The 6,099-nt window shown below is 68.9% G+C and carries 6 protein-coding genes; 3 read left to right on the top strand and 3 right to left on the bottom strand.

The window, feature by feature from the left end; translation table 11 throughout:
- Positions 1 to 294: 294 nt before the first annotated feature.
- The gene (locus ACGFNF_RS18750) at positions 295 to 1,248 is read left to right on the top strand and encodes a DUF4304 domain-containing protein (RefSeq protein ID WP_393169318.1); all 954 of its coding nucleotides are present in this window, start codon (positions 295 to 297) and stop codon (positions 1,246 to 1,248) included.
- 441 nt (positions 1,249 to 1,689) lie between these two features.
- Here ACGFNF_RS18750 and ACGFNF_RS18745 read toward each other — a convergent pair whose 3' ends face one another.
- Positions 1,690 to 2,199 carry a tyrosine-type recombinase/integrase gene (locus tag ACGFNF_RS18745; RefSeq protein ID WP_393169316.1) on the bottom strand — a complete coding sequence of 170 codons (510 nt, stop codon included), beginning with the start codon at positions 2,197 to 2,199 and terminating at the stop codon, positions 1,690 to 1,692.
- Between the two features lie 39 nt (positions 2,200 to 2,238).
- On the opposite strand from ACGFNF_RS18745, the gene ACGFNF_RS18740 reads away from it, so the two are divergent.
- Entirely contained in the window at positions 2,239 to 2,931 is a 693-nt protein-coding gene (locus ACGFNF_RS18740; RefSeq protein WP_393169314.1) for an HAD family hydrolase, read from the top strand.
- Between the two features lie 805 nt (positions 2,932 to 3,736).
- A complete protein-coding gene (locus tag ACGFNF_RS18735; protein ID WP_393169312.1) occupies positions 3,737 to 4,606 on the top strand; it encodes a GyrI-like domain-containing protein in 870 nt (289 codons plus the stop codon).
- Between the two features lie 80 nt (positions 4,607 to 4,686).
- Here ACGFNF_RS18735 and ACGFNF_RS18730 read toward each other — a convergent pair whose 3' ends face one another.
- Positions 4,687 to 5,325, bottom strand: coding sequence for an SAM-dependent methyltransferase (locus ACGFNF_RS18730; protein WP_393169310.1), 639 nt, complete (start codon positions 5,323 to 5,325; stop codon positions 4,687 to 4,689).
- A complete protein-coding gene (locus ACGFNF_RS18725; RefSeq protein ID WP_393169308.1) occupies positions 5,322 to 6,077 on the bottom strand; it encodes an HAD family hydrolase in 756 nt (251 codons plus the stop codon). Before ACGFNF_RS18725 ends, ACGFNF_RS18730 begins: the two co-directional genes overlap by 4 nt.
- Positions 6,078 to 6,099 lie beyond the last annotated feature (22 nt).

Below are 6,099 nucleotides of genomic sequence, written 5' to 3'. Positions count from 1 at the left end.
CTTCTTGTCTGCCATGACGTGGTCCTTCCTGGACAGGATCGACGTCCTGTCCAACGGACCACACCCAGGTCAAACACGGAAATCTACGCAGTCCCAAGTGAGCCAGCCGACATCGGGATGCGGACGATCGATCATTACGTTGAGTGGCGACGGGCCGTTCCTGGCGGCGTCCTGATCTGCCGAGAACAGTGCGCCGACGGAGTCGGGGAGTTCCGGGGGCGCTGATCGCCGCGTCGTAGGGTATTCCGGGGCGCTACGGAGAGTTGAGACAGCGTTGTGACGAGTATGCGGTCGTTGTTCGATACCTTCGTCAAGGGCTTCGCGGAGCAGCTTGCCGGGTACGGGTTCGAGCGTGAGAAGGGTGCTCGGGTATTCCGCCGATTCTCCCGGGACAGGGACGTGTTCATCGTGGAACTGCAGTCATCGACGCACTCCACCAGGACAGAGAAGGTTTTCTACATCAACGTAGCGCTGGTATTGGCTCCGCATTGGGAGAGCCACCGGCGCCGCCTGGGACTTCCCGTCTCCGAGCTTCCCCGAGAAGTTCACGGCATCTGGCGTCACCGGATCGGGTTCACCACCCTGTCGGGGGGCGATCAGTGGAAGATCAAAGACCGAGCGACGCTTGTCAAGGTGTCGAAAGATGTTCGGCGACGTGTTGATGAAACCTTGCCCGAACTCCTGCAGATGCTGGACCGGGACACACTCTTCGTGGATGCTGCCGAGCGCTTCCGAGGCCGTGCCTGGCAGGTGCGAGCCTGGCTCCTGGCCGAGAAAGGACCTTCCGAAGAACTCGAACGCCTGTTGTCCTCAGGCGAACCGGGCGCGGTAAGGGTGATTCGTGAGTACTTAGCCAACTCCTACGGGACCAGCGAACTTCTCCGTACTCGTCCGCAGTTGCGCCATGAATCCGACTCAGGCAGTGACCAAACCCGGCGCGCTACCGATGCGGGACCAGCCGTTCAGGGACGGGTGGCCGAGGACAACGTCGTCCAGGTGCTGAAACGGATCAGCGGGTACATCGGCTACGTGTACGACGACCTTGATGAGGCGGCGCTCACCGGAGCGCTGGACGACACGAACGACGAGTCAGCCGACGCCTGGTTCCGGTATCCGCTCATGGGCATGCCCCCGCTATTGGTTCACCTGGCCCAATCACCGGGCAGTGCGGTCGTCAGCGTCCACATCGAAGGAACCATGGGGCAGGTCCTGACCACGCGGATAGAGGCCCTGCTAGACCTGCCGTAGTCGGTCCGAAGCCCTGAGCTGGATGCACGCTTATGCCGCGATCCGGGCGTTGGCCGACTGCGTGCCGGTAACTGAGCGTAGGTGTTGGCACGGAGGCTGGCTGGGCCGATGGCCAGCGGCACGCGGCTTCTCGGAGCCGACGGATCTATGTACGTCAGCGCGTACCTTGACTCTGTAGCGGAACCCGCACGCCGACAGCTCGATCAAGTTCGATGCTCTGGCATGATCATCGGGCACAGATCCGGCACAACTGAGCCCGGAAACGCCTGTAAAACGTCGAGAGGTGCTGAGGGCTCCAGCCCTGATCAGGGGCCAGATCTGCCCGTTTGCAGACGATCTCCGCCCGGCCTACGGCATTAGGGGTTCGAGTCCCCTGGGCTCCACCAGCACTTTCCATGGTTGATCTCGGCCCCGAGTACAGCCATTCGTACAGCCAAGCGGTCACGCCGTCCCCTCCTCGCCGAGGATCCGGTCGATGGCCGAGGCAGCCTGACGAGCCCGCGCCGGTAGGACGTGCCCGTAGGTGTCGGCCGTCATCCGGATCGTGGAGTGCCCGAGCAGCTCCATCACCGTGCGCAGCTCCTCGCCCTGGTCGAGGAGGAACGTGGCGAAGGCGTGCCGCAGGTCGTGCAGGTGCAGCCACTCCAGCCCAGCCGTTGCGCGGAGCTGCTCGAAGCGCCGGTTCACGTTCCGCGGTTCCATCGGCGTGCCGATCGTGCTGGCAAACACCAAGCCGAGATCCGACCACACCTCGCCGGCGGCAAGCCGCTCCTTCGCCTGACGCACCCGTTGCGACTCCAACGCGCGGACGGCCAGCGTCGACAGCGGCAGCGGACGACTCGACCTGTGCGTCTTCGGCGGCACGAACTCAAGCCCCCGGTCGGTCCGCTGGAGCGTCTGCCGCACGAACAGCGCCTTGCCGGGCAGGTCGACGTGGGGGTGGGATGGCAAGCAAGGTGGCAGCGATGACGATCTCAGTAGGATGCTGAGATGTCGCGGCCAGTGATCTTCGACCTCTTCCATACCTTGATCCAGGGGGCCGACGAGGAGCGTGACCGGGTAGTCGGCGAGATGGCGGTCATGGTCGGGGTAGCTCCGGCCGAGTTGGTCACCGCGTACCACGCCACCTGGCGGGACCGGCTGGTCCGGTGGGACGTGGAGGAGACCATCCGCATCCTCGCCGGACGCCTCGGCGGCACACCAACCAACGAACAGGTGACACGGGCCGGTGAGCATCGGCGAGCCTTCGGGCGCCGGGTGCTGGACAGCGTTTCGACCGCCACCCTGGACGTGCTCGACGCGCTACGCGGCGACGGACATCCGCTGGCTCTCATCAGCAACGCCACCGCGGACACTGCCGAGGCATGGCCGCAGAGTCCGCTCGCCCAACGGTTCGATGTCGCGGTCTTCTCCTGCGATGTCGGGCTGGCCAAGCCCGACCCGGCGATCTATCACCTTGCTGCCGAGCGCCTGAGTGTTGGGCCGGCGGAGTGCGTCTTTGTTGGCGACGGCGCAGACGGTGAGCTGGCCGGGGCGGCAGCGGCCGGTATGACTGTCTTCCGGACCACGGAGCACAACGACACCGACCCGGGCTGGGGCGGGCCGGCTTTCGCCACCCTGGGCGACCTGCCGGTCATACTCCGAGAGCCGTTCAAGGTCATGGAGCGGCATCACGCGTGGTAAGAGGAGCAGTCGCAGCCGCAGGCGGCCGGAACTGGGTGCACGCGGGATGGCGGGTGCAGCCAGCTCCGACGCCGACCGGACAACCGTCGTGCACCTCAGCGCTAAAATGGGTCACCGCGTAGGTCGACCCTCCCATGGACACGACCGTTTGTAGTCGGTCGGCACCTCGTGGCATGGCGGGTAGTGAAGGCGTGCAACGGCCTACCCGAGGAGGCAAGGTGGCTCAGCGCTCGCAGCGTCAGGGGGGTCGGTGTCCCGTCTGCAAACGCGTCGTAGCCCTCACCGCTGACGGAAGGGTTGCGCGGCACAACGGCACCATTCGTGCCTACGCCCCGCCCGAGGAGTGCCCTGGGAGTGGACAACGAGCGGAAGCCACGGGGTCATGAGCAACAGCGCGGCCCTGCGTAGATGCCAGTCAATCCGGTCGAATGGCCCGCAGGGGGAGACCGGCAAGCCTCAAGCATGAGGGCGGCGGTCGCGGTGCACCGGCAGGTGCCCCCCGCCAGTTCCTACCGTCGTCCAGGTCAGGTCAAACCGGCACCTGGGAAGGGGGTGGGAGCGCCGTGGGCGGGGCGGTCGACCAGGAGCCGCCGTCGCTGGTCCCGGTCAGGGTCAGAAGCGCTGCTGTGGCGGTGTCCGTCGGGTGGTGGGCCGTGGACACGAAAGCCGAGTACAGCCGAGCGGTCACGCGGGTCGCGGCATGCCCGTGCGTCGACGACCTTCCGGGCACCTGATCGGATCGGGCCTCTACGGTCGGGCCGCGGGCAGGATCCTACGAGCAGGATCGACGTCGAAGGGAGGCCTCGTGATCGCGGCACTCAACCGGCTCGTCGACCTCGTGGAGGAGCACCTCACCGAGGAGTTCGACGTCAGCGGACCGGCCAGGGCGCTCGGCACCACCGAGTACCACCTGCGCCGGATGTTCTCGTCGTTGGCCGGCATGCCGTTGTCGGAGTACGTGCGCCGGCGCCGCATGACCGTCGCCGCCGCCGACGTCGTGCGGGGTGAGGACGATCTGCTGAGCATCGCCGTCCGGCACGGATACGGCTCGACGGAGGCGTTCGGACGTGCGTTCCGGGCGGTCCACGGCGCCAACCCCGGTGACGTTCGCCGCGACGGAGGTCCCCTTCGCACGCAACCGCAGGTCAGGTTCCGCCTGACCGTCGAAGGGAGCATCCCCATGGACACCCGCATCGTGGACCGCCCCGTGTTCCGGCTCGTCGGACACGCGGCCCGGGTCCCACTCGTCCACCAGGGCGTCAACCCGCACATCCAGCAGCACATCACCGCGCTCCCGCCGCAGGAGCATCCCCGGCTGAAGGCCCTCAGCGACACCGACCCGGGAGGGCTGCTACAGGTCTGCGACGACCTCGATCCCGACGGCACCGAGGGCAGCGAGCTGACCTACCTGCACGGGGTCGCGGTGTCCCGGGACACGCCGGTCCCCGACGACCTCGACGCCATCGAGGTGCCGGCCGGCAGGTGGGCGGTCTTCCGCACCGCCGGGCCCCACCCGCAGGCCCTGCAGGACACCTGGGCCGCGACCGCGACCGAGTGGTTCCCCTCCAACCCGTGGCGTCTGCGGCCGGGTCCCTCGATGGTGGCGATCCTCGAGCGTGCGGACGACTTCAGCACCGCTACCTGCGAGCTGTGGCTACCCGTCGAGCCGACGTGACGGACCTGGCTGCGGGGCACGGTCGGGTCGAGTCTTCCGGGCCCCGCAGCACCACCTGATGCTCGCGGCAGCATCAGCGGTCAGTGCAGGAACGTGAAGAGCGTCCCCGTGGCGTCCAGAGGTCGCGGTGTGCCCTGGAACCGGTGGACGCCGACGGAGAACCGCACGTCGGCCGGAGCGTGGAACGCCTCCTCCACGAAGCCGGCGTCGCGGAACCACCCCCGTACGGCCGGCGTGAGGTCCGGGGTCCGCCGCGCCCGGGTCCAGATCACGGTGGCACCCGCCGCGCAGAACTGGGGCAGGGCGGCGACGGTTCGCCGCACGTCGGCGTCCGGGATGTTGCCGAAGACTCCGACCATGAGCACCAGGTCGGCCGGAACCGTCCCGGCGTAGGAGGAGAGCTGGCCCGCGTCCGTCTGCCTGATCACGAGGTGGGAGAGTCCGGCCCGGTCGGCGGCGGCCCGCGCGGCGGCCACGTTGCCGGCGTCGTACTCGAGCAGGGTCACGTGCACGCGCGGGGAGTCGGGCCGTGCGGCGAGTACGCCGATGAGGTCGTGGCCCTGCCCGGCACAGGCGCTGACCACCGTGAGCCGTTCCTCGGAGCGCTCGTCGAGCCACGAGGCGATGTGCTGCTGCACCAGCCGCAGCCGACGTGACAGCGGGGAGTCCGCGTCGGCGTATGACTCGTGCCACGCCTGCCAGTCGGTACCGCCGGTCACGGGCGGGTGTGCTCACGCAGCAGCGCGAGGAGCCCGTGGCCGTCCTCGATCCGCGCGTCCGGTTCGACCCCCGGGAGCGCCGGTTCCCGGTCGGTGCGGGGCGAGCGCATGAGGATCGCGGCGCCCGTGCCGGCGCGACGGGCGCACACGACGTCGCGGTGCACGGTGTCGCCGACGAACCAGCAGTCGCCGATCGGCACCGCGACGGCGCGAGCCGCCAGCAGCGCCAGTTCCGGGTTCGGCTTCCGGGGCCCGGCCTCGTCGCTGTAGAACTCGGCACTGAACAGCCCGGAGAGCCCCGCGGCGGCCAGGAAGTCCCGGTGGGCGGCACCGCAGAGCGTGTTGCTGACGACCGCCATCGGCAGGCCGGCGCCGGCGGCGTGCCGCAGGGCCTCGCCGATGCCGGGACGCACCGCCCACTCCCGGCGCCAGGTCCAGGCGTACGCCAGCGGGGTCGCCTCCCGCTCGACGGCGGCGCGGGCCTCCCGCGGCCAGGACCGGGTCACGAAGTCGGCCCACACCTGGGCGTGCGGCAGCTCGACCGGGTCGTCTGTCCTGCCCACGTCGTCGCGCCACAGGGCGTATGCCCGCGCGCCCTCGCCCAGGTCACGGGCGATCTGCTCGTCCGACACGGCGCCGTCGACGAGTTCGGCGAGGCGCCGCACCAGACCCGGCGGGGCCGGCGGTTGGGGCGGCGCGTCGGCCAGGACGCCGCCGAAGTCCAGCAGGAGAGCCCGGGGGGTACGAAGCATGCCCGTCATCCTCGCGCACCGG

Origin of the sequence: Micromonospora sp. NPDC048868, assembly GCF_043198195.1 — a bacterium.
GTDB classification, from domain to species: domain Bacteria; phylum Actinomycetota; class Actinomycetes; order Mycobacteriales; family Micromonosporaceae; genus Micromonospora; species Micromonospora reichwaldensis.
This window is presented reverse-complemented; position numbering and strand designations above follow the sequence as displayed.

What these genes read in the sequence shown, in the direction of transcription:
- ACGFNF_RS18740 (WP_393169314.1), top strand. Translation starts at nt 2,239, where the DNA reads ATGTCGCGGCCAGTGATCTTCGACCTCTTCCATACCTTGATCCAGGGG.
- ACGFNF_RS18725 (WP_393169308.1), bottom strand. Translation starts at nt 6,077, where the DNA reads ATGCTTCGTACCCCCCGGGCTCTCCTGCTGGACTTCGGCGGCGTCCTG.